The sequence below is a fragment of the Ferrimicrobium sp. genome (genome assembly GCA_022690815.1).
GTDB lineage: Bacteria > Actinomycetota > Acidimicrobiia > Acidimicrobiales > Acidimicrobiaceae > Ferrimicrobium.
The window spans coordinates 1-21,528 of sequence record JALCZJ010000003.1; the positions used below are offsets into that span (position 1 = coordinate 1).

20 protein-coding genes and 1 tRNA gene are annotated in these 21,528 nt (G+C 59.0%); 17 read left to right on the forward strand and 4 right to left on the reverse strand.

What is annotated here, in order from left to right; all coding sequences use genetic code 11:
* Positions 1-764: 764 nt before the first annotated feature.
* The 14 genes from MP439_01350 (at position 765) to MP439_01415 (ending at position 13,136) form a co-directional block, all read left to right on the forward strand.
* On the forward strand, positions 765-1,238 hold the full coding sequence (locus MP439_01350; protein MCI2974711.1) for a (2Fe-2S)-binding protein: 474 nt from the start codon (positions 765-767) through the stop codon (positions 1,236-1,238).
* Complete coding sequence (locus MP439_01355; protein MCI2974712.1) at positions 1,235-3,610, forward strand: xanthine dehydrogenase family protein molybdopterin-binding subunit; 2,376 nt, start codon at positions 1,235-1,237, stop codon at positions 3,608-3,610. The genes MP439_01350 and MP439_01355 overlap by 4 nt, the downstream gene beginning before the upstream one ends.
* A 45-nt stretch (positions 3,611-3,655) precedes the next feature.
* Positions 3,656-4,468, forward strand: coding sequence for a xanthine dehydrogenase family protein subunit M (locus MP439_01360; GenBank protein ID MCI2974713.1), 813 nt, complete (start codon positions 3,656-3,658; stop codon positions 4,466-4,468).
* The gene (locus MP439_01365) at positions 4,461-5,393 is read left to right on the forward strand and encodes a MoxR family ATPase (protein ID MCI2974714.1); all 933 of its coding nucleotides are present in this window, start codon (positions 4,461-4,463) and stop codon (positions 5,391-5,393) included. Before MP439_01360 ends, MP439_01365 begins: the two co-directional genes overlap by 8 nt.
* 14 nt (positions 5,394-5,407) lie before the next feature.
* A complete protein-coding gene (locus MP439_01370; GenBank protein ID MCI2974715.1) occupies positions 5,408-6,493 on the forward strand; it encodes a VWA domain-containing protein in 1,086 nt (361 codons plus the stop codon).
* Positions 6,490-7,698 (forward strand): XdhC family protein, encoded by a 1,209-nt coding sequence (locus MP439_01375; GenBank protein ID MCI2974716.1) that lies wholly within the window; start codon positions 6,490-6,492, stop codon positions 7,696-7,698. Before MP439_01370 ends, MP439_01375 begins: the two co-directional genes overlap by 4 nt.
* Positions 7,695-8,330 (forward strand): NTP transferase domain-containing protein, encoded by a 636-nt coding sequence (locus tag MP439_01380; GenBank protein ID MCI2974717.1) that lies wholly within the window; start codon positions 7,695-7,697, stop codon positions 8,328-8,330. Before MP439_01375 ends, MP439_01380 begins: the two co-directional genes overlap by 4 nt.
* Entirely contained in the window at positions 8,317-8,967 is a 651-nt protein-coding gene (locus tag MP439_01385) for an SRPBCC family protein (protein ID MCI2974718.1), read from the forward strand. The genes MP439_01380 and MP439_01385 overlap by 14 nt, the downstream gene beginning before the upstream one ends.
* Positions 8,948-9,442, forward strand: coding sequence for a DUF501 domain-containing protein (locus tag MP439_01390; GenBank protein ID MCI2974719.1), 495 nt, complete (start codon positions 8,948-8,950; stop codon positions 9,440-9,442). Before MP439_01385 ends, MP439_01390 begins: the two co-directional genes overlap by 20 nt.
* A 6-nt stretch (positions 9,443-9,448) precedes the next feature.
* Positions 9,449-9,531, forward strand: a tRNA-Leu gene (locus tag MP439_01395).
* Between the two features lie 74 nt (positions 9,532-9,605).
* Complete coding sequence (trxA, locus tag MP439_01400; GenBank protein ID MCI2974720.1) at positions 9,606-9,983, forward strand: thioredoxin; 378 nt, start codon at positions 9,606-9,608, stop codon at positions 9,981-9,983.
* Positions 9,984-9,997: 14 nt separating this feature from the next.
* On the forward strand, positions 9,998-10,861 hold the full coding sequence (locus MP439_01405) for a beta-lactamase family protein (GenBank protein ID MCI2974721.1): 864 nt from the start codon (positions 9,998-10,000) through the stop codon (positions 10,859-10,861).
* Between the two features lie 120 nt (positions 10,862-10,981).
* A complete protein-coding gene (locus tag MP439_01410) occupies positions 10,982-12,382 on the forward strand; it encodes a glutamate decarboxylase (protein MCI2974722.1) in 1,401 nt (466 codons plus the stop codon).
* A gap of 145 nt (positions 12,383-12,527) precedes the next feature.
* Entirely contained in the window at positions 12,528-13,136 is a 609-nt protein-coding gene (locus tag MP439_01415; protein ID MCI2974723.1) for a helix-turn-helix domain-containing protein, read from the forward strand.
* A 164-nt stretch (positions 13,137-13,300) separates the two neighbouring features.
* Here the strand turns inward: MP439_01415 and MP439_01420 are convergent, their stop codons facing one another.
* From MP439_01420 to MP439_01435, 4 genes are all read right to left on the reverse strand, one after another.
* Positions 13,301-14,524, reverse strand: a complete 1,224-nt coding sequence (locus tag MP439_01420; GenBank protein ID MCI2974724.1) for a beta-lactamase family protein — start codon at positions 14,522-14,524, stop codon at positions 13,301-13,303.
* A 20-nt stretch (positions 14,525-14,544) separates the two neighbouring features.
* Complete coding sequence (locus MP439_01425; GenBank protein MCI2974725.1) at positions 14,545-15,855, reverse strand: nicotinate phosphoribosyltransferase; 1,311 nt, start codon at positions 15,853-15,855, stop codon at positions 14,545-14,547.
* The gene (locus MP439_01430) at positions 15,848-16,660 is read right to left on the reverse strand and encodes a prolipoprotein diacylglyceryl transferase (protein MCI2974726.1); all 813 of its coding nucleotides are present in this window, start codon (positions 16,658-16,660) and stop codon (positions 15,848-15,850) included. Before MP439_01430 ends, MP439_01425 begins: the two co-directional genes overlap by 8 nt.
* A 104-nt stretch (positions 16,661-16,764) precedes the next feature.
* A complete protein-coding gene (locus tag MP439_01435) occupies positions 16,765-17,358 on the reverse strand; it encodes a hypothetical protein (protein MCI2974727.1) in 594 nt (197 codons plus the stop codon).
* Between the two features lie 35 nt (positions 17,359-17,393).
* On the opposite strand from MP439_01435, the gene MP439_01440 reads away from it, so the two are divergent.
* Genes MP439_01440 through ligA form a run of 3 tightly spaced genes read left to right on the forward strand, consistent with a single transcriptional unit; the run spans position 17,394 to position 21,229 of the window.
* A complete protein-coding gene (locus tag MP439_01440) occupies positions 17,394-18,158 on the forward strand; it encodes a hypothetical protein (protein MCI2974728.1) in 765 nt (254 codons plus the stop codon).
* Entirely contained in the window at positions 18,151-19,269 is a 1,119-nt protein-coding gene (gene mnmA / locus MP439_01445; GenBank protein ID MCI2974729.1) for a tRNA 2-thiouridine(34) synthase MnmA, read from the forward strand. The genes MP439_01440 and mnmA overlap by 8 nt, the downstream gene beginning before the upstream one ends.
* On the forward strand, positions 19,238-21,229 hold the full coding sequence (ligA, locus tag MP439_01450; GenBank protein MCI2974730.1) for an NAD-dependent DNA ligase LigA: 1,992 nt from the start codon (positions 19,238-19,240) through the stop codon (positions 21,227-21,229). Before mnmA ends, ligA begins: the two co-directional genes overlap by 32 nt.
* The last annotated feature ends 299 nt before the right edge of the window (positions 21,230-21,528 follow it).

Below are 21,528 nucleotides of genomic sequence, written 5' to 3' on the forward strand. Positions count from 1 at the left end.
TGGGCGTACCCCCGTTGTGGTGTGCATAGGAGGATCAATACGTCCTTTTGTTTCCCATCGGTGTAGTGTCACTGAGTGGACTCTAAGCTCTTGTGCCACAACCCAATAGGTACTGACCTTGCTCTAGCGACATGATGGCAAACTAGTTCAAGAGTGATCAACGTAGCCGTATCAGTAGCGTGCCCCAACCTGACCCTCCTGATGCAGTGGAACTGGTGGAGCGAATAGACGGTTACGGTGACACCTCGTGGTGGGTGGCTGTCATTCGAACGCCGAGGGGCGCTTCGTGCCGTTTTATTGGCGTTGACCCCAACGTCTCGGCGCAACGCCCACACTATGCATGTTGGGTCGGGGATTGTTGACGCGCGCGGCACTCTGGTGCGGCCTGTGGGTGGGGACAGAGGGCGAGCCGGGGAGAGCGGCTCGCTGAGAAAGATCTTTGATCATGAACCGGGGCCGCAGTAAGCAGTGCTAGCTGCGGTCAGCCCCTGCGTGATGCATCTTGGTAACGACAGGGTTCGATGGCGTAGCCCGGCATGGGTGGTAGCTGTGAACCACGTCGTTTGTGTTGCAAGGACCCGAGGAGATGAGGTTCGTCGGAGACGGAGGAGACTTCTTTTTCGCCGCCGCACACAAGAGTCCCGAAATTCGTGCTAGTTTCGGGAGTGTGGGCACAGAGTGATCATGGTGTGTGATCATGGTGTCGCAGGGGGCGCGTCGCTCCCCTCATTAGGTAAGTACGATCCATTGAAAGAGGAGGACGAGTGCGCGTAGAAGTGACAGTGAATGGCCAAGAGCGAGCGGCTGATGTTGAGCCAAGGACCTTGTTGGTGCATTTCTTACGAGAGCATCTTGGGTTAACAGGTACCAACGTTGGTTGCGATACATCGTCGTGTGGGGCTTGCACCGTCCTCCTGGATGGGGAATCGGTGAAGTCGTGCACGGTACTGGCGGCCCAGGCTGACGGGAGAAGCGTCACCACGATCGAAGGCCTCGCCGACCCTGATGGAACACTCCATCCTCTGCAACGAGCGTTCCAGGAGAATCATGCGCTGCAGTGTGGTTACTGCACGCCGGGCATGGTGATGGTGTCGATGTCGATTCTGGCCGAGCACGACACGCTCGATGAGGCAACCGTGCGGGAGGGGCTCGAGGGGAACCTCTGTCGCTGCACTGGATATCACAATATCGTCAAGGCCGTTTTGGCCGCGAAAGAGGAGATGGGGGCAACGCGATGACGATGACCGAGGCACAAGAGCGTATTATCGGACAACGCCGGGTCCGGCGGGAAGATCCCGGGCTTCTTTCGGGCGAGAATCGGTTCTCCGACGACCTTGTCGTCCCTGGTGCTTTGCATCTCGTCCTCGTTCGCTCGCCGCATGCGCATGCCCGAATCACCAGGGTTGACACCAACGCTGCACGATCGATGCCTGGTGTCGTTGCGGTCTTGACGGGAGGGGATTTGCAGTCCGAGTGGGCATCTCCGATGCCTTGTGCCTGGCCGGTGACGCCAGATATGAAGAGTCCTGCGCATTATCCGCTCGCCATCGATTACGTGCACTACGCCGGTGAAGGAGTAGTAGCGGTCGTGGCTCGTTCACAAACCGAGGCGGTCGATGCTGCTGGCGAGGTAATCGTTGAGTACGAGGAGTTGGCCCCGGTCCTTGACCTTGAGGACGCGGTCAAGGACGGTACGCTTGCCCACGAAGCGTTGGAGAGCAACACCAGCTTTGTGTGGGCGCTCGATCCGAACCCGGATGCGGTCGAGGCGGCCTTTCGTGCGGCCAAAGTGACCGTGAGCGAGCGCTATGTCCAGCAGCGGCTTATTCCCGCCGCCATGGAGCCACGGGCGATGGTGGTCGTCCCGTCTCCGATGGGTGGCGATTACACCATATACTCAGCTACGCAGATTCCCCACGTGTTGCGTGTCATGCTCGCCTTGACTACGGGTATCCCGGAGACCAAGCTGCGTGTTGTGGCCCCATCCGTCGGGGGTGGTTTTGGCTCGAAGCTCGACGTCTATGCGGAGGAGCTCCTGTGCCTCGCGCTGGCGCGTCGGTTGCGTCAACCGGTTCGCTTCACTGAGGAGCGTGGTGAGGGCACAATGGCGACCATTCACGGACGTGGCCAGGTCCAGTACATGGAGCTCGCGGCCAATGACGATGGCAAGGTGACCGCCATTCGGGTGAAGTTGCTCGCCGACATGGGTGCCTACCTCCAGCTCGTGACTCCCGGTGTCCCACTGCTTGGGGCATTTCTCTATCACGGCGTCTATGACGTTGGTGCCTATTCGTTCACCTGCACCGGACTCTTCACGAACAAAACGCCGACTGATGCCTACCGAGGCGCTGGACGGCCAGAGGCGACCTATGCCATTGAGAGAGCGATGGACACGTTGGCGCGCAAGCTCAACATGGATCCGGCGGAGATCCGGCGGCGTAACTTTATCGCAGCCGATAAGTTCCCCTATGAGTCGGTGGCAGGACTGACGTTTGATTCGGGTTCTTATCACGAGAACCTCGCAAAGGCGCTCGATAACGCGGGCTACACCGAGCTGCGTGCCGAGCAGGAGCGGCGTCGCGCGGCTGGCGACCCACGGCGGCTTGGGATCGGCGTTTCGTGTTATGTCGAAATGTGTGGGCTCGCCCCTTCTCGTGTGCTTGCCAGCTTGAACTATGGGGCCGGCGGTTGGGAGGCTGCGACGGTCCGGATCCTGCCGACCTCGAAGGTGCAGGTTGTGACGGGTACTGCTCCCCATGGGCAGGGTCACGAGACGAGCTGGTCGATGATCGTGGCCGACAAGCTTGGCATATCGCCAGACGATGTCGAGGTATTGCATTCCGATACAGCAATCGCGCCTCACGGGATGGACACCTACGGCAGCCGTTCGCTCTCCGTTGGCGGCACCGCCGTCTACCTGGCAACCGAGCGGGTCATCGAGAAGGCGATGAAGATCGCTGCCCATCAGCTTGAGGTCGCTGAAGAGGATCTCGAATACGTGAATGCTGCCTTCCGCGTCAAGGGCTCGCCAGACCAGCAGCTACCGCTCGCCGCCATCGCCTTTGAGGCGTTCACCGCGCATAACCTTCCCGATGGGGTGGAGCCAAATCTTGAGGCGTCGATCAGCTGGGATCCACCGAACTTCACCTTCCCGAATGGTACTCATATCGCGGTGGTGGAGATTGACGAAGAAACTGGAGAGGTACGCCTTGTTCGCTATATCGCCGTCGACGATTGTGGGAATCAAATCAACCCGCTGATTGTCGAGGGTCAGGTGCATGGCGGGATAACCCAAGGTGTGGCCCAGGCGCTCTACGAGGAGGCACTCTATGATACCTCCGGACAGCTGCTGAATGCCTCGCTGGCAGATTATCTTGTGCCGTCGGCGTCTGAAATGCCGAGCTTTGAGCTTGACTCGACGGTGACCCCGTCGCCGACGAATCCACTTGGCGTCAAGGGGGTTGGTGAGGCCGGTACGATTGGATCGGCACCCGCCGTCATCAACGCTGTCGTGGATGCACTTGCTGACCTTGGGGTGATGGACTGTCAGATGCCGGCGACGCCCGAGCGGGTATATTCGCTGATCCAACAGGCGAAGAAGCAGCAATAGTTGAGAGTCCGGTAGAGATGACGCAAATCAAAAGAAGGGAAATGTATGTATCCGTCGAGTTTTGACTATGTCCGGGCGAACAATGTCGCAGAGGCGATCGCCATGCTTTCCAGTGATGAGGACGCGAAGGTTCTTGCAGGGGGCCACTCGTTGATCCCGTTGATGAAGCTTCGGCTCGCATCACCCTCGATGCTTGTTGATATCGGACGGATCTCCGACCTGTCCTATGTGCGCAAGGAAGGCAACGCGGTGGCGATTGGGGCACTGACGCGACATCGTGATGTGGAGACCTCAGAGCTGGTCGCTCGTGAAGTTCCCGTTCTTTCCATGGTCGCTGGTCAGATTGGGGATCCTTCGGTGCGCCACGTTGGCACGATCGGTGGCTCAACCGCCCATGGCGATGGTGCCGCCGACTTTCCGGCGGCGTTGTTGGCACTCGGAGCGACCATGGTGGTTGAAGGGCCATCGGGCCGTCGCGAGATTGCGGCGTCGGAGTTCTTCAAGGGATTCTTGGAGACGGCACTCGCGCCCGATGAGATTCTTATTGAGATCCGCGTCCCAACCGGTTTCACGAAGTATGCGTTCCAAAAGTTCAATCGACGGGCGCAGGACTGGGCGATTGTTGGCGTGGTGGCGGTTCGCGGCGACCGCACGAATGTCGGCTTTGTCAACATGGGGCCGACTCCCTTGCGCGCCACAGCGGTTGAAGAACGTTTGGCGGCGGGTGCGAGTGTTGACGAGGCAGCAGCAGTGGCCGACGAGGGTACGAGCCCCTCAGCTGATATCAATGCCAGTGTCGAGTATCGTCGCCACCTAGCTCGGGTCCTCGTGAAGCGAGCATTGATCGAACTTGGCTGAGCAACGAACCGCGAGGCTCGGGCTCAACACGCCAGAAGACCTGGCGCAAGGTCTACGCCGAGTCGATTACCTGCCTGACCTCAAGATCGCCACCGCGGTCTTCCTTGCCTTGGCACTCGAGAAGCCGTTGCTGCTCGAGGGGGATGCCGGTGTCGGCAAGACTGAGCTCGCGCTTGCCTTGGCGCGACTCTTTGGGAGTGATCTCATTCGCTTGCAGTGTTATGAAGGAATCGACTCGACCCAGGCGGTGTACGATTGGGACTATGCCAAGCAGCTTCTCCATCTACGGGCCACCGAGGCCACCGGTGTGGCAACGGACCGGTCATCGCTCGAGGCGGAGCTGTATCAGGATCGTTACCTGGTGGAGCGACCGTTGCTGCGCTCGCTCGGATATCAGGACCCGGCTCATCCCCCGATCCTGCTCATCGATGAGCTCGACCGCGCCGATGATGAGTTTGAGGCCTTCCTCTTGGAACTGCTCTCAACCTTCGAGATCACCATTCCAGAGCTAGGGACACGTTCAGCGACGGTGCGTCCTATTGTGATCCTCACGTCAAACCGAACTCGTGATCTCCATGACGCCCTCAAGCGTCGGTGCTTGTATCTCTGGGTTGATCATCCGAGCTTTGAACGCGAGGTGGCGATCATTCGACTCCGCGCTCCTGAGGCGAGCGAACGAGTCGTTACTCAGGTGGGTGCGTTGGTACAGGAATTACGCACCCAGGGCCTCGTCAAGCCGCCGGGGATCGCTGAGGCAATCGACTGGGCTATGGCACTTGCCCGACTGATGGCGACCGAGGTGACTCCGGAGTGGTTGGAGATGACGCTTGGGGCGGTTGTCAAGTTTCGCGAGGACGAGGAGCGACTGGCTGGGGTCGGGGTTTCGACGCTCTTTAAGCAGGCCTTCGCTCGGTTCGAGGAGTGAGCCCTGAGGAGTTGGTGGCTGGGCTCGTAGAGCTCCTGCGTTCACGTGGACTCGCGGTGTCGCCCACGAGTGCAGGTGACCTCTTGGCCGCGTTGACCGTGCTTGGTGTTGGCCGTGAGGATCTCGTTCGCGAGGGTGCCAGAGCCATCTTGGTCAAGTCGGGCCACGATAACGAGGCCTTTGAGCGGGGATTTGCAGAGTACTTCTACGGGATAGGTGTCGCCAGCGAGGCCCAGCAACCACGCCAGGTCAGTGTGGGTCTCGATGATGACGATGCACCAGAAGGCGACGCTGACGAAGGCGAGGAGGCGCAACGCATCGTCCGCTATTCGGCTGTGGAGCGACTGCGGTCGGTAGATCTGCGTCAGCTGGATGCCAATGAGCGACAAGAGGCGTTTCGAGTCATCGATCAGCTTCGGTTCGCACCCCCGCTTCGCCGTAGTTACCGGTACACCAAGAGCCGGCGGATGCAGCGGGTGGATCTTGCGCGCACACTGCGCCTCTCTGTCGCGACCGATGGGGAGCTGATCCAGCGTCGCTTTCGTGCCAAGGGCATGCAGTATCGCAGGCTGCTGTTCCTGGTCGATATCTCCGGATCGATGCACGCCTATGCTGAGGGCCTCTTGCATTTTGCGTGGGCTGCACGACGGGCGTTAGGCGACGTCCATGTTTTTACGCTCGGCACGCGTCTCAGTGACGTCAGCCGAGCACTTGATGCCCGTGATCCAGATCGGGCGATGGCTCAGGTGACACGTATCGTCGATGATTTTGCTGGAGGTACCCGGCTTGGTGCTTCGCTCGGGGAGTTCAACACCCGCTATGGTTCACGCGGTCTTGCCAGACGTGCGGTCGTCGTCGTGTTCTCCGACGGTTGGGATCGTGGCGATCCCTTGGTGATGGATGTGGCCATGGGACGACTTTCTCGTCTGGCTCATCGGATTCTTTGGGTGAACCCGCTTGCAGGGGCGGCTGATTACGCTCCGCTGGCACGTGGGATGGCGACCGCGCTGCCCTATCTCGATGCGCTCGTGCCCGGCGAGAGCATTCGTTCATTCGAACAACTCGCCAAACTAATCTGTACTCAAGGAGCGTTCTCATGATTGAGGTGATAGATCGAGTGCTCGCTTGGCGGGCGATGGGGAAGCGTTGTGCGATTGCGACGGTGGTCGCAGTCGAGGGCTCCGGTCCTCGAGAGCCGGGTGCCCTGATGGCCGTGAACCAAGACGGCGAGGTCGCCGGTTCGGTGTCGGGAGGTTGCGTCGAAGGAGCTGTTGTCGCCGAGGCACTGTTGCGACTTGAAGCGCCGGAGTCGGTTCTTACGAGTTTTGGGCTCCTTGGTAGCTCCTCTCCTTCGGAGGCGACGACGATGGCCTTCGGGTTCTCCGATGATGAGGCGGTGGCGGTTGGCCTGACCTGTGGAGGTACGTTCCATATTCTTGTACAGCCTGATCCTCCTGACTATCTCTACCGGCTCGCAGAGGCGCTGCATCACGGGGAACCGTGCGTGATCGCAACGGTCTATGCCGTTGATGAAGAGGACGAATCATATTTTGCTGGGGAGAATCGTTCGGTAGCACTTCCGTCGATAGGTGCATCGATGCTGGTGCTCGCCGACGAAGTGGTGGGTACACTCGGCAACCCAGATCTCGACCGGGTGGTTGCTCGTGATGCGGCCGGTGTGTTGGCGCAGGCACATGGGACGCGGCGCACCTATGGCAGAAGAGGGCAGTCTCGTTCACTCGAGGTTGCGGTGGTGATGGCGGTTTCAGCACAACCTGCGCAGATGTTCATTTTTGGCGCAGTTGACTTCAGTGATGCCCTTGCACAGGCGGCGAAGCTCCTGGGGTATCGCGTGATCGTCGTAGATGCAAGGGCGGTCTTTGTCACCGAAGCTCGCTTTCCGATGGCCGACGAGGTGCATGTCGCTTGGCCACACGATTATCTTGTGGCGGTCGGTGAAACTATTACCGAGCGCGATGCCATCTGCATCCTCACGCATGATCCTAAATTTGACGTGCCTGCGATCAAGGCATCACTCGCGACTCGAGCTGGGTACATCGGCGTCATGGGGTCGCGACGAACACAGCAGGATCGTCTGGATCGATTGGTGGCCGATGGGATCGCTGCGGATGAGGTGCGCAGCCGCATCGCTGGACCCATCGGTCTCGATATCGGAGCCAGAACCCCCGCCGAGACGGCGGTTTCGATTCTGGCAGAGATCATCGCTCGTCGGGAGCATCGCCAGGCTGATCCGCTGTCGCTCACAGAGGGTCCTATCCACGCTGAAGGGGCCATGACCTGGTGAGCTACCATGACCTAGTGAGTCATGACATGGCTGCAGAGCGTGAATTGGCATCGACGGCCTTGGTGGTGCTGGCTGCGGGTTCGGGCACACGCTTTGATGCTCGAACCTCCAAGCTGCTCGTCGATGTCGGTGGGCGTCCGCTCGTGAGTTGGGCACTCGGCGCCGCGGCGATGGTGCCAGCGGGTGGCCATTTTGTCGTTACCCAGGACAGTCGCCTCGATGGCTTGGTGCCGGACGGTTTCATTGAATTGCGAAACCATCGCCCGGGCGATGGGTTGGCATCGTCGCTGGGACTCGCTGTGGACGCGACCCTTGAGCGTCGCCTCGGTGCGCTCACCGTTGGACTAGGCGATCAACCATTGATTGGCGCCAAGGCGTGGTACGCGGTGGCCAGCGCCACCGTCACTGGGGTTGCCATCGCTACCTATAGGGGTAAACGAGGGAACCCGGTTAAGATATCGTCGTCGGTCTTCGGGTTGCTTGCGCGCCAAGGAGACGTCGGTGCGCGAGGAATATTCGATCGCGTCAACGTTGTCGAGGTCCCGTGTCAAGGGAATCCAATGGACGTCGATACTTGGGCTGATCTTGCACGGGTTCGTGCGACAGAGAGGAAGTGCTATGGAGATTGTTAACGAGTTTACGGTACCGGTTGGGGTCGATCGGGCGTGGGAGATTCTCACCGATCTCGAGCGTATTGCACCATGTCTACCCGGCGCTTCGCTGTCTTCGGTCGAGGGCGACGATCACAAGGGGTCGGTCAAGATCAAGGTTGGCCCGATTACCGCGAACTACGCCGGCGTGGCGCGTTTCGAGTCTCGGGATGCGGAGCACCACATCGCAGTGCTGCGCGCAGAGGGACGTGAGACCAAAGGTCAGGGGAATGCGAGTGCGGTTATCACGGCGCGGTTGATCCCTGAGGGTGAGATGACTCGGGTGACGGTTGACGTTGACCTGACCATCGCGGGTCGGGTTGCCCAGTTCGGTCGTGGTGTGCTTGGTGAGGTCTCTGAGAAGTTGATGGGCGAGTTTGCAACCAGACTCGCTGAGCTGATCGGCCAGGGTGAGACGGCTGCTGAGGATGAGTCGCGGGCGGCTCCAGCCGATGACGCGTCTGTGGATACACACGTGGTAGCAGAGTCTGACGAACCTGCAGAGCTCAATGCCGTGCGCATGCTGGCTAAGCCAATTGCTAAGCGACTGGCTCCGGTGGCCGCAGTGGCAATCGTCATTGCAGTTCTGGTGCGTCGGCGTGGTCGTCGACGAGGATAGTCAAGCGTGGTTCGCCAATAGGGAGGATATCGATTGGGTAACCGACCAGCTCGGTCGGGTCCCGAAGATTCCGTTCCGCACGGTGACCAGATCGGTCGATGGCTACCCGATCGTGATCGAGTTGGCCCCTTATGACCAGGATCAGACGCCACAGTCGAACAGGTTTTGGTTGGTTGAGCGTCGACTGGTGTCCGCCGTCGCACGCCTTGAGTCTCAAGGAGGGGTGCGTCGAGCAGCGTCGTCAGTTGATCCTGGCGCACTCGATCTCGCCAACCAGAGCTATCGAAGCGGGCGCCATGAACTTCCCCACATGTTTGGCCGAGGCGTAGGCGGTGCACGCGCTGGTGTAAAGTGTCTGCATGCCCATGTTGCCTTTCACCTCGCGGGAGGCTTCACCCCAGTTGGTGTCTGGACGATGTGGTGGCTGTATCAGTCGGACCGTCAGCTTCTCACGACGCTCTTCGGCCCGACATAGCCGTGCGCCCGGATGGCGGAATGGTAGACGCAGGGGGCTTAAACCCCCCGGACCTTTGGGTCATGCGGGTTCGACTCCCGCTCCGGGTACCGCTCGTTGATTGAACCTTTCGGAATACCGTTAGGGGTATAGTGGTTGTAACTGGTAACGAGAAAGGGTGACGATGGCAACGCAGAATTTGACGGCAGCAGACTTTAACGAAACCGTCGAAGAGAACGGTATCGTTCTCGTCGATTTCTGGGCAGCGTGGTGCGGGCCATGTAGGGCCTTCGCCCCGGTCTACGAAGAGCTCTCGGAGGAGCATCCCGATATTGTCTTTGGCAAAGTGGATACTGAGGCTGAGCGCGAGTTGGCACAGGCGTTCCAGATCATGTCGATCCCTACGCTGATGGCCTTCCGTGATCAGGTGCTGCTCTATGCACAGCCTGGGGCGCTACCGCGTCAAGCCTTGGCCGAGATTATTGCCCAGGTCGAAGCTCTGGACATGGATGAGGTTCGGCGCCAAATCGCCGAACAGGAGGCTGCCACCAGCCAACAGTAAATAGGCTGAACTCCATGACACTGACGATCGAGGACTATCTTGAGACGGGTGAGTCGCTCGCGTTTGGTCGGCTCACCGATGCCGACGCGGTGGTCGGTGGCTCCTATGGGGAGATTGTTCCTAGACCTTGGGCGTCGGTCTCGAAACTCGTGGCTGCGGTAGGTGTTCACATTGGGATCGAGGATGGTTCTCTTGCCCTCGGTTCGGGCTTGGGGAATTTCGATATCCCTGTGGAGGAGTTGTTATCGCACTCCTCCGGACTTGCCACTGGTGAGGCTAACGATCCCCGGCTGGTTGCGCCAGACAACATCGAGCCATCAATCGCACCGCGTACCAGGCGGATCTACTCCAACATTGGTTATGAGCTGCTTGGCAGAGGGTTAGAGAGAGTGTCATCGATGACCTATCGCGACTACATCCGTGAGGCTGTTTTCGAGCCAGCGGGGATGGCTGGTGCGAGTGTGGACCCGGAGCTTGCCACCACCGGAGCCGCTTTTGGCCTCTCGGGAACCATCGACGACCTTGTCAAGTTGGTACGGGTCTTGAGCGTTCCCTCGATCCTTGCCGATGTGTCGTTGTTGCGGTTACGGACGCCCTTCCTGGGGGAGTTGCCCGGGGTATTGCCAGGCTTTGGATTGCAGACCCCCAACCCGTGGGGCCTTGGTGCAGAGGTGCGGGGCCACAAGGTGGCGCACTGGATGGGAACTCTCGTCTCGGAGGCAAGCTATGGCCACTTTGGCCAGAGTGGATCCTATCTGTGGATCGATCCCTCGCAGCAATGCTTCGCGGTGTTTCTCGGTGCAAAGCCCTTTGGTGCCTGGGCGAAGGAGCGCTGGCCAAGCATCAACGACGCGGTCATACGCGCGATGAATGGATAATGGCGCGTGTCGATTACGGTGGTGGACAGCCACCATTTGCGATAGTATGGTCGAGCTCCGGGCGCCTGTTCAGCGGATAACGAGGTCTCCTTGCTAACCTGGTGCCAAGGAGGATGATGCATGACCCGACTTAGCGGTGACCATGAAGCAAAGGAAATGTCAGAGGGAATCAAAGTTAATCCGATCTACGCCGATGGCGACGATCACGAAATTCCAAAATATCAGATACCTGCTGTTGGCATGAGCGCTCGTACCGCCTATCAGATGATCAGTGATGAGATTGACCTTGATGGCTCTGCGCGTTTAAATCTGGCGACCTTTGTGACCACATGGATGGAGCCTGAAGCTGATCAACTCTATCTGGAGGCGGTCGACAAGAACATCGTCGACAAGGACGAATACCCGCAAACTGCGGCGATCGAGGATCGGTGCATCGCTATGATCGGCGATCTCTGGCATGCCCCTGATCCGTCGAACGTGATTGGAACCTCCACCACCGGATCTTCGGAGGCCTGTATGTTGGCTGGGCTTGCGCTCAAGCGACGTTGGATGGCAAAACGACGCGCAGAAGGTAAAGATGTGGGACGACCCAATATCGTCTTTAGCTCTTCGGTGCAGGTCGTGTGGGAGAAGTTTGCGAATTACTTCGAGGTGGAGCCACGCTATGTCCCCATTACTCGAGAGGAGCCATTCCTGACTCCGCGCGGTGTGCTCGACGCGGTCGACGAGAATACCATTGGTGTGGTACCGATCCTCGGGGTGACCTATACCGGCATCTACGAGCCAATCGCCGCGATCGCCCGAGCGCTTGATGATCTCGCTGCCTCTGGCGGGCTTGATATCCCCATCCATGTCGATGCGGCCTCTGGTGGCTTTGTGGCCCCATTTCTCCAACCCGAACTGGTATGGGACTTTGCGTTGGAGCGCGTTCATTCGATCAACACCTCGGGCCATAAGTATGGATTGGTCTATCCAGGACTCGGTTGGGTGTTGTGGCGAAGCAAGGACCTATTGCCCGAGGAGTTGATCTTCAAGGTCTCGTACCTTGGTGGAGAGATGCCCACGTTCGGACTCAATTTCTCGCGTCCAGGAGCACAGGTGCTATTGCAGTACTATAACCTGATTCGCCTGGGGTTTGAGGGTTATCGTCGCGTTCAGCGTGGCTCACAGCAAACGGCGGCGATGATTGCAGACGGCCTTGATGATCTTCCTTCGATGTCGGTGATCGCGCGCGGGGATGAATTGCCGGTCGTGGCCTGGATGAAGACCGCTGATTCGAATCCCAACTGGAACCTCCACCACCTCTCCTCGAAGCTGCGTGAGCGCGGCTGGCAGGTGCCGGTCTATCCGATGCCCGACAACCTCTCAGATGAGTTGATCATGCGCGCGGTTTTGCGCAACGGCTTCCGGAGCGATCTCGCTGCGTTGTTCGTCGATGACCTCAAGCGGGCGGTTGAAGAGCTTGATGATCTCGATGCTCCCATGCCGACATCGTCACAGGTGAATGGCTTTCACCATTAGGGTAACATCGCTGCTGTGATGAACCATTATTGGTGGTGCGCGACGAGAGGGTATGGTGGAACCGTCTCGTCGCCTGCCATCTCTTGGGATCTGTCGTGCGTGGGGACAGATCAGTGGATACACAGCGAATGGAGGTGACGAAGCGATGCTTGACCGAGCTCATGATCCAAAGGAGAGGGATCTGCCCAGTCGGATGCTTGACGATGTTGGTGGGATCAAGGCGCTAGCGCATCCACTCCGGCTTGCACTCATTGACCTTCTGGGACAGCACGAGACGCTGACGGCTGCCGAGGCGGCCCGCTTGCTGGACACGACGGCGGCCAATTGCTCCTTCCATCTACGCCAACTGGCCAAGCACGATTTTGTCGAGCCGGTCGAGGTCCAGAGCCGACGTGAACATCCATGGCGTCTGAAGTATCTCGGCATCACGGTAGCCGACGATGCTGGAGAGGTGACCGTGGGTTTCAATGCCCTGGCCGAACAGGTGACAGCCGCGATCATCGAGCGATACCGTGCGCATCGACGATTTGCCACCCAGCTCTCTGAGGAGTGGCGCAACGTCTGTGGCCTCTCCGAGGGGACGGGCTGGCTCACCGTAGGGGAACTCGCCGAGCTTGACAGCCATTTTAGCGAGCTCGCCGAGCTGGCAACCGCAAGGGCGCACGGTTACAGCGAGATCCCAAGCGACGCCCGACGGGTAGATATTGCCCAGTTTGTCCTGTTACTCGATCCACCCTCACCTGACACCGAGTAATCGCCCGCCTCAAGGGCTGCCATCTCGTTTGGCCACGGTGAGAATTGCTCATTGAGGTGCTGATACCTCGACCCGATCGGGGAGAGTGACTTCGACCAACGGACCAGCAAACAACACTGGCCAGGTGAGACTGGTCGCCTCGCGATGGTGGGTTGCGTCTATGTTTAGCTCGTCAGTGCGGGAACCAGCAAACGGTGAATCTCGTGTCCGAATGCGTAGGCACTTGAAGGGATGAGTTGAGTCATAAAGATGACGGTGAGCTGGTCTCGTGGCGCGATGAAGAAGTTGGTGCTGGCCATGCCGCCCCAGCCAAACTCGGCATCGAGGGTGAAGTTCTTTGCGGCGGTGGGGTTGGTGGCCACGGAGACGCCAAGGCCAAAACCCTCACCGGGGATGTCGATTGGTTGGGGGCGATAGCGACAAAGATCGAGTGCATCAGCGCCACCAGGTAAATGATTGGTTGTCATGAGATCGACCGTGCGGGGTCCAAGGATGCGATGTCCCTCAAAGGCGCCCCGGTGCATGAGCATGAGTGCAAAGCGAAGGTAGTCGTCGAGCGTGGAGTAGAGGCCTCCGCCACCAAGATCAACTGGGGCTACGCGGCGTTCAGGTACCGCTCCACCAAGGCGTTGCATGCCGTCACTCTCGGTTCTCAGGAAGAGGGCACCGGCTCGTTCAAGTTGTTCAGAGTCGAGCTCAAAAGTCGTATTGGTCATCTGGAGCGGATCAAAGATGGTCTCTTGTAGATACTGGGCCAGCGACGTGTTGGAGACTACTTCGATGAGCCTGCCGACGACGTCGGTGGCGACCGAGTAATTCCAGGCGGTTCCGGGGTCAAAGAGAAGACCGAGTTGCGCATACCGGTCCACTAGGGCTTCAAGGGTGATGTCGGCGGGCAGACTGAATTCGGAGACGTGCTGGCGATAGAGAGCGTCCAGAATGGTTTGATTGTGAAATCCATAGGTCAAGCCCGCGGTGTGGGTCAGTAGGTGCCAGACACGCACCGGCTCGGTCGCTGGTCGATAGAGGGGTTCCAAGAGCGAACCGCCGACGAGGACGTTGATGTTTTTGAAGGATGGGATGTAGTCACCCACCTCGTCGTTGAGATCGATGAGTCCGGCTTCGACGAGCGTCAAAAGTGCGGTCGAAGTAATCGGCTTCGTCATCGAATAGATGCGATATAGCGTCGAATCCTGGATCGGCGTTTGGTTGAGCGGGTCCGCCATGCCGTAGTGATGGCGAAGGGCTACCGCGTCGTCTCGCGCGATCAGGAGTGCGAATCCTGGTATCTTGCCAGCGTCGACATAGTGTTCCAGATGGGCGGTGAGCCGCTCGATTTGTGGACGATATAGGCCTGCCTCTTCGAGTGAGGTGATCTCAATTGGCATGGGGCTCCTTTCGACAGTGCTCAGGCGTGGAGGGTGCCTGGGCCGATGTAGTGGCAGGTGAACAGGGGTGATGTCGCAGCTAGGACCTCAGCCGCGGGACCGAGTTCAGCCAGCGAGTCCCGGTGGATGCGACGCCAGCGTTCGATGTCGTCGTCGATGACCGGGTCACCGTGCACAATGAGCGGAATCTGCAATTCTTGAAGCTCGTCGGCGGAGGTAGGGCTAAGCGCGGTTGTGGGATCGAGCGAGAACTCGTCGATCACCCGCTTTGCTCTCGTCCTTCGATACGCTGTCTTCGCTCCGCCATCGGAGGTTTTGGATTCCGATTGTTTTGCTACGGCGATACGTTCACCGCCACGTTCGATCGCAACAAGTTTGTAGACAAAGCCTGCGGTCGGGACACCTGATCCGGTGACCAGCTTGGTCCCAACCCCAAAGCCATCGATTGGGGCTCCGCTGAGCTGTGCAATCGCGGCTTCGTCCAGGTCACCCGAGACGATAATCTGGGTCTTGGTTGCAGAGAGCGAGTCCAACAGCTTACGTGCCCCTACCGCGGTCGTCGCTGGATCGCCAGAGTCGATTCGGATCGCAGCCAACGACGGCCCAAAGGTCTCGATGGCGGTGCGTATCCCGTTCATCGTGTCGTAGGTATCGACCAGTGCCGTCGTTGCATCCCCCATGACGGCCTTCTGAGCACGAAATGCGCCGGCCTCGCTGTCGTGGGCAAGAATGATGGCATGCCCCATCGTTCCCGCTGTTGGGATCGCATACCGCCGTCCGGCCGCGAGGTTTGATGTTGCACTAAAGCCAGCGATATAGGCTGCTCTGGCGGCAGTGACGGCGGCGTCCTCGTTGGTCCTTCGTGAGCCCATCTCGATGAGTGCTCGACCTTGGGCTGCGAGCGTCATCCTGGAGGCAGCGGTGGCGATGGCCGAATCGAAGTTGAGGACCGAGAGCAGGAGCGTCTCGAGGATGAGCCCCTCGCCAAAGCTTGCCTCGACGCGCAGCACCGGCGAGAAGGGAAAATAGACCTCACCATCGGGGTAAGCGAAAATCGATCCGGAGAATCGAAAATTAGTGAGATAATCTATGGTCTCCCTGGAGCAGATCGAGTTGCGTTCAAGGTAGTCGAGTTCCATCGCTTGGAATCTGAAGCGATCCAGGAGGGTCGCGAGTCTTGCTGAGCCAGCGATCACTCCGTAGCCTCGGTCGCCAAGTCCTCGTCCGAAGATCTCGAAGGTCGCACGTCGCGAGGCGATCCCGCTCTGGAGCGCAGCCTCAAGCATGGTGAGTTCGTAACGATCGGTGAGGAGGGCCGTTGTGTCAGCCATGCGTATCGGCAGCGGCAAGCGGCTCGGGGGCGATGACGATAGCAGCGTCACGGCCCCGTCTCCTGAAAAGGATGAACATCACGATGATGGAGGCCCCGAGGCTGATGAGGGCGAAGACCTCAACGGCGTCCCAGACACGGGGGACCGCCAGCCAGAGATATTCGTCGAAAAAGCGACCGATCGACCAGATCCCGTAGGCGGAAGCGGCAACCGAAAGTGCAGGCATCTTCCACGTTGGGTAGAGCCGGGCGAGCTGGAGCACGATGAGATAGGTCACGATGGTCTCGAGCGACTGGAAGATCGGTACTGGGATACGGTATCCCACCTCGCCAGCGTACTTCATGCCGTACCAAGCGGTGGTGGGATGGCCACCACCGGCGTACATGAGTTGTGGACCTAGTAGCCGACCCATCGCCCACGCCGCCAACAGCACGGGTGCGGTGACATCGGCCGCCGTTCGGAAGGAGATCTCTGGATTGTATTTGTGGAGTGCCCACAGCGCTACGATCAGACCGCCAGCAATACCTCCGTAGGACGAGAGGCCCCCTTGCCAGACTGCGAAAACAAGGATCGGATGTGCGATGTAGTAGCTGATGTTCGCGATGCAGTGAACGGCCCGCGCACCGACGACTGCCATAACGATGATCCAAAGAAAAGATTTCTCGAGCCAGGTCGTTGAGAGTCCATAACGGTGAAAGCGTCGGCTGAGATACCAGTAGGCGAACCAGAAGGTGATCCCAAGCCCAAATCCATAGGTGTGGAGAACGAGTGGCCCGATGTGGAAATCAATTGGTATCGGTCTCACGTCAAGTTACCTCCGATTGCCTTGCATTAACGTCAAGTCTAAACCGGCCTGATCGGTATTCGTAGTCACCGTGTGGCCTGGTTGGTTCACAGCCAAGAGCCGGTTCACAGCTGAAGATAGGTCAACGGGATATCGCTCGCCTGCACGAGAACCGAGGAGATCCACCCGGTGAGCTGGTTGATTGCTTCAAGGACCCGATCTTCGTCTTCGATGACCTGCTCGTCAAATGTACAGGTCGTCTCGTACACGACCTCCGCACTGAGCTCTGATTCCTCAGTGGTAATGTCATAGCTCGTCTCGACCGTCACTCGCTGGAGCTCCATAGGGGCGTTTAAAATCGTCTGCGCTGAGTGGCGTGGCAGGTGATTGACCAGCTGTTGGGGTGTCATTGGTAGTTCTTGGAGCCCGGTAAACCGAAGCGCCACTTCGATGACGATCTCGATGGGATCTTCGATCCCGTCACCGATTGACCAGCTGCGATACGATCCCTGACTCCATGTCGGCCACTCGACGGTCAAGTCTGCCCGCACGTGAGGTGGAGAGGCCTCTCCCGGTAGGCTGTAGGAGGTCTCGAAGGTCAAATCTCCGAGCATCATGTCGTTGTGAAGCTGCTCCTCCAGTCCTGCTCGCTCAAGCATCGAGGAGCTGAGGGAGGTTTTGAGCGAAGCTATGAAGCGAAGAAAGAGATGATCGAGCATTCGCCCACGATTCTAGTCGCTCGAGGAAGATGGACATGACCGAAGTGATTGACGTTCATGATGTAAGGATTGCAGCACATCGTGGGGGGATGGGTGAGGCGGTTGCCTCGTCGCTGGAGGCGTTTCGACGCGCTGCGGTCGATCTCCACGTCGACCTCGAGCTCGATGTCCATCCAACAGCCGATGGTGAGCTCGTCGTATTTCATGATGACCGGCTCGACCCTAGCACCAACGTCAGCGGTTGGATCCACGACTATTCGATCGACCAGCTCCGCCAGGAGGTCGATCTGAGCGCAGGGGCCGCGCCTGAGCCAGTGGGGATCGCCACGCTTGCCGAGGTGCTGGCGGTGGCTCAAGAGGTCAACATATCTATCGACATCAAGGAAGACCTGGGTCAAGACTCGTGGGTGGAGGCTCAACTTGGCCGGCTCCTCGAGGACTACCATGCCACCCATCGAGCGATCGTCGCCTCGTTCTTGGACCCGCCGCTGCAGCGATTCCGATCCCTGTTCCCTATGGTCGCGACGACGGCCTCATCTCGTGAGTCGATCAAGTGGTATCAGGACTTTCATAATGACGCAACTTCTGAGCCTGACTATCGCGTCCTTTCACTTCCGATGAAGTTGATGGGAGCGCAATATCTCACCCCAGAGCTTGTCCAGTGGGCGCACCGACAGCGCCTGAGCGTTTGGGTGTGGACCGTCAACGAGGAGGAGGATCTTCGCCGTATGCAGACCATGGGTTTTGATACGATCGTGACCGATTACCCGGCGCGCGCTCTGGAGGTGTTGCATGGCTAAGGTGCTGGTCGCAATGTCCGGAGGGGTTGACTCATCGGTGGCGGCTGCGCTGGCGCTTGATCAGGGTCACGAGGTGGTCGGTGTCACCCTCAAGCTTTGGGGAGGTGCATCAGATTCGGGTTGCTGTTCGGTCGCCGACGTTGAAGATGCGCGTTTTGTGGCGCACCAGCTCGGTATCAAGCACCTGGTCTTTAACTTCACCGAGGAGTTCGATGCCTCGGTCGTCAACCCCTATGTCAGAGGGTACCTTGGGGGCGCGACGCCCAACCCGTGCATTGAATGCAACCGCAGCATCAAGTTCGATGCCCTTTGTGAACGTGCGAGCACGCTCGGGTTCGATTACCTCGCCACTGGCCACCATGCGAGAGTCGGTCGATTCAACGGCGTCCCGTTGATCAGACGGGGCGTGGACGTGGCGAAGGATCAGTCCTATGTGCTGTCGGTGGTCCCAAAGGACTCGATTCCATCGCTGATGTTCCCAGTGGGCGACATGACTAAGGACAGGGTGCGCGCCATCGCCGCTGATCTAGGCCTTCGTACGGCCGCCAAGCCTGATTCCCTCGAGGTTTGCTTCATCTCGCGCCGTGAAGGTAAGGAGAGCTTTCTTGCATCACGAGGCACCTTGCATGCCACCAGGGTCATCGACCGAGTGACCGGTGAGGAATATGATGACACGAGCTCCTTTGAGGGTGTGACCGTAGGGCAGCGCCGCAGAATTGGCGGCCTTGGTGACGGGATGCGCCGCTACGTGTTGGCCAAGGATCCCAAGACGCGCACTATTGAAGTCGGCACGCTTGATCAGTTGACGATCGATCGCTTGCCGGTGACCACAACAATCGATTATGTTGGCGACGGTTGGCCAAAGGTAGGTCAGCTTCAGGGAAGCGCCCATGGAGCAACAAACCCAGCGACCTTGTACGCGGACGAACTCGAATTCGAGACGCCGACTCGTAGGATTGCACCGGGTCAGACGGTAGCACTCTATCGAGAGGATCTGGTCATCGCATCCGCGATGGTGGCGATGCCCGTGACCAGTATCGACCAACGCATTATCGAACGATCCAGCAACGAACATGCCAGTGTCGATCAGGCGGGAGTTGGTTGTGGGTGACCGGATCGACGATCTGCGCGAGCTGCTTGATCGGGCAAGCTATGCCTACTACGTGCTTGACGCTCCTGTTTTGACGGATGCGGAGTACGACGTGCTCTACCGTGAGTTGGTCGCTTTGGAAGACGCTAATCCAGCTCGCATCACCGATAGCTCCCCAACCCAGCGTGTCGGAGCTCCGCCGTCAGGTCTTTTTGCGGCTGTTACCCACATCGAGCCGATGCTGAGCATCGACAACGTGTTCGACACCGACGAACTCATGGCGTGGGTCGAGCGTCTTGGGCGATTGCTCCAGACGGTGCCTGATCTGTTCGCCGAACTCAAGATCGACGGCCTGGCGTTGAGTTTGCGCTACGACCACGGTGTACTCCTGCAGGCGGCAACTCGTGGTGATGGCAGGGTGGGCGAGGATGTGACGGCCAACGTTTATACCGTTGGTGCCGTTCCAAAGAGGATCGCCTTTGAGGGGCCCCTTGAGGTGCGGGGCGAAATCTATCTGCCCAGGTCGGCGTTTGCTGCCTTGAATCGGGACCCAGCCATCAAAACTCCGTTTGCGAATCCACGTAATGCGGCGGCAGGGAGCCTTCGACAGAAGGATCCTCGCGTGACGGCCATGCGTGGGCTCGCCTTCTTCGCCTATCAGCTCGAGTCTCCGGTGCTAGCTCCAACGCATGAGCAATCCCTTGCCTATCTGGCGTCGCTGGGATTCGCGATAGAACCCCACGCCCAGTCAGTGGCTGCCGAGCAGCTCATCGAGCGGATCAACGAGCTAAACCAGATACGTGCAACCCTCGATTACGAGACCGACGGTGTGGTTATCAAGGTTAATAGCCTCCAAGAGCGTCGTCGTGCCGGGGTTACGACACGAGCCCCACGATGGTTGATCGCCTACAAATTCGCACCGGAAGAGCAGGTGACAAAGCTTGTGGCCATCGAGATCTCCGTCGGCAAGACCGGGAAGATTACACCCTTTGCCGAGCTTGAGCCAGTTGTCGTTGCTGGCTCGACGGTGACCCGGGCAACGCTACACAACAGTGAGCAGATCGAACGCAAAGACGTGCGGGTCGGCGACTTGGTGGTGGTACGTAAAGCCGGTGAGATTATCCCCGAGGTGGTGGGGCCGGTTCTCGCGGCGAGAGTTGGTGAGCTGGCGCGTTATCAGTTCCCGACAACGTGCCCAAGTTGTGGCGAGGCGCTCGTGCGAATCGTTGGGGAGGCCGATTTTCGGTGCCCGAACCGATTCTGCCCAGAACAGTTGGTTCAACGATTGAGTCACTTTGGCTCACGGGATGCTTTAGATATCGACGGTCTTGGAGAGATGCGGTCTCGTCAACTTATTGAACAGGGGCTTGTGCGTCTTCCATCGGACCTCTATCGTCTTGGTCCTGATGAGTTACGTCAGCTCCCTGGCGTTGGTCAGAAGATGATCGATCGCCTCCTAGGGGGTATCGCTGCCTCGAGGGAGCGAGAGCTCCCTCGAGTCTTGTTTGGACTCGCGATTGATAACGTCGGACTGCACGTGGCTGAGGTGATCGGCACCGCGATGAACTCGTTGTCTGACCTCTTGACGGTGACGGTGGATGAGCTCGTTACTCTCGATGGTGTTGGCGAGACGGTGGCGGGGTCCGTCGTGGGTTTTCGTGACGATCCCTATGGATCGGTGGTGTTGGCGGGTTTGATCAACGCTGGCGTGGTGGGGGCATCCCCAAAGCGGGAGGTCTCCGATCGACTGAGCGGATTGAGCTTCGTGATCACCGGGAGTTTTGTTGGCTACTCACGTGACGAAATTCGCCAGCTCATTGTCGCTCACGGCGGAAGAGTTGCCGAGGCCGTTTCAAAGAAGACCGATTATCTGGTCGCTGGTGAGCGTGCTGGCTCTAAGCTCGCGAAGGCGAGTGAGCTTGGTGTCGCGGTGATCGGCATCGACAACCTGGTTGAGCGTGTAGGACAAGGAGGCTTCTGACCAGCAAGCGCCGACCTGGCTTGGGTGATGGGGGCACCCTTGGATGGTGGTTAGCTTTGGATATTGTTCGTAAGACGTCATCGAGGACCAGCGTATGCTACGGCGTCCCAACTGTTAAGACGCCGTTGATGGATCCATGGAGCCAGGATTGTTTGCGTTGACAACCGGGTGGTTGTTGTCGCGTGTTCGCTCAAGGTCCACCTTCTCTATCGCTGTGACGCTGGCAATCGACCATCAGCGTGTCGGCAATACTGCCCCTGATGTCTTCTGGGTCGCCCGAGCGCATGGCCATAGAGGGG

Coding starts and splice junctions, on each gene's coding strand:
- MP439_01355 (MCI2974712.1), top strand. CDS start 1,235: ATGACGATGACCGAGGCACAAGAGCGTATTATCGGACAACGCCGGGTC.
- MP439_01360 (MCI2974713.1), top strand. CDS start 3,656: ATGTATCCGTCGAGTTTTGACTATGTCCGGGCGAACAATGTCGCAGAG.
- MP439_01375 (MCI2974716.1), top strand. CDS start 6,490: ATGATTGAGGTGATAGATCGAGTGCTCGCTTGGCGGGCGATGGGGAAG.
- MP439_01385 (MCI2974718.1), top strand. CDS start 8,317: ATGGAGATTGTTAACGAGTTTACGGTACCGGTTGGGGTCGATCGGGCG.
- trxA (MCI2974720.1), top strand. CDS start 9,606: ATGGCAACGCAGAATTTGACGGCAGCAGACTTTAACGAAACCGTCGAA.
- MP439_01405 (MCI2974721.1), top strand. CDS start 9,998: ATGACACTGACGATCGAGGACTATCTTGAGACGGGTGAGTCGCTCGCG.
- MP439_01410 (MCI2974722.1), top strand. CDS start 10,982: ATGACCCGACTTAGCGGTGACCATGAAGCAAAGGAAATGTCAGAGGGA.
- MP439_01415 (MCI2974723.1), top strand. CDS start 12,528: ATGCTTGACCGAGCTCATGATCCAAAGGAGAGGGATCTGCCCAGTCGG.
- MP439_01420 (MCI2974724.1), bottom strand. CDS start 14,524: ATGCCAATTGAGATCACCTCACTCGAAGAGGCAGGCCTATATCGTCCA.
- MP439_01425 (MCI2974725.1), bottom strand. CDS start 15,855: ATGGCTGACACAACGGCCCTCCTCACCGATCGTTACGAACTCACCATG.
- MP439_01435 (MCI2974727.1), bottom strand. CDS start 17,358: ATGCTCGATCATCTCTTTCTTCGCTTCATAGCTTCGCTCAAAACCTCC.
- MP439_01440 (MCI2974728.1), top strand. CDS start 17,394: ATGACCGAAGTGATTGACGTTCATGATGTAAGGATTGCAGCACATCGT.
- mnmA (MCI2974729.1), top strand. CDS start 18,151: ATGGCTAAGGTGCTGGTCGCAATGTCCGGAGGGGTTGACTCATCGGTG.